The sequence below is a fragment of the Streptomyces sp. HSW2009 genome (assembly GCF_040240285.1).
Taxonomy (GTDB): domain Bacteria; phylum Actinomycetota; class Actinomycetes; order Streptomycetales; family Streptomycetaceae; genus Streptomyces.
The window spans coordinates 1-238 of the sequence record NZ_JBEHZD010001290.1 but is presented as its reverse complement, the minus strand read 5'-3'; the positions used below and the strand labels follow the sequence as shown (position 1 = coordinate 238).

Below are 238 nucleotides of genomic sequence, written 5' to 3'. Positions count from 1 at the left end.
GGAAACAGTGGCGAGGGCAGACGTCGGAGCGGTCCACACCAACACATCACCCGCACCCGAATCCGAGTCCGAGTCCGAATGCGAATGCGAGTCCGGGGCCGTCGTGCCCGGGGCCACCTCCGGCACCGCGACCGGCACCCACCCCACCTCATACAAATCCGACACCCGCGAACCCACCACCAACTCACCCAACGGCAACGGCCGCAACCTCAACCCCTCAACCACCACCACCGGATCA

General features: G+C 66.4%; 1 protein-coding gene. It reads left to right on the top strand.

The features are described 5' to 3' along the window. Positions 1-238: hypothetical protein (locus AAHZ94_RS35460; RefSeq protein WP_349997730.1), on the top strand; the 238-nt coding region annotated here is incomplete at both ends.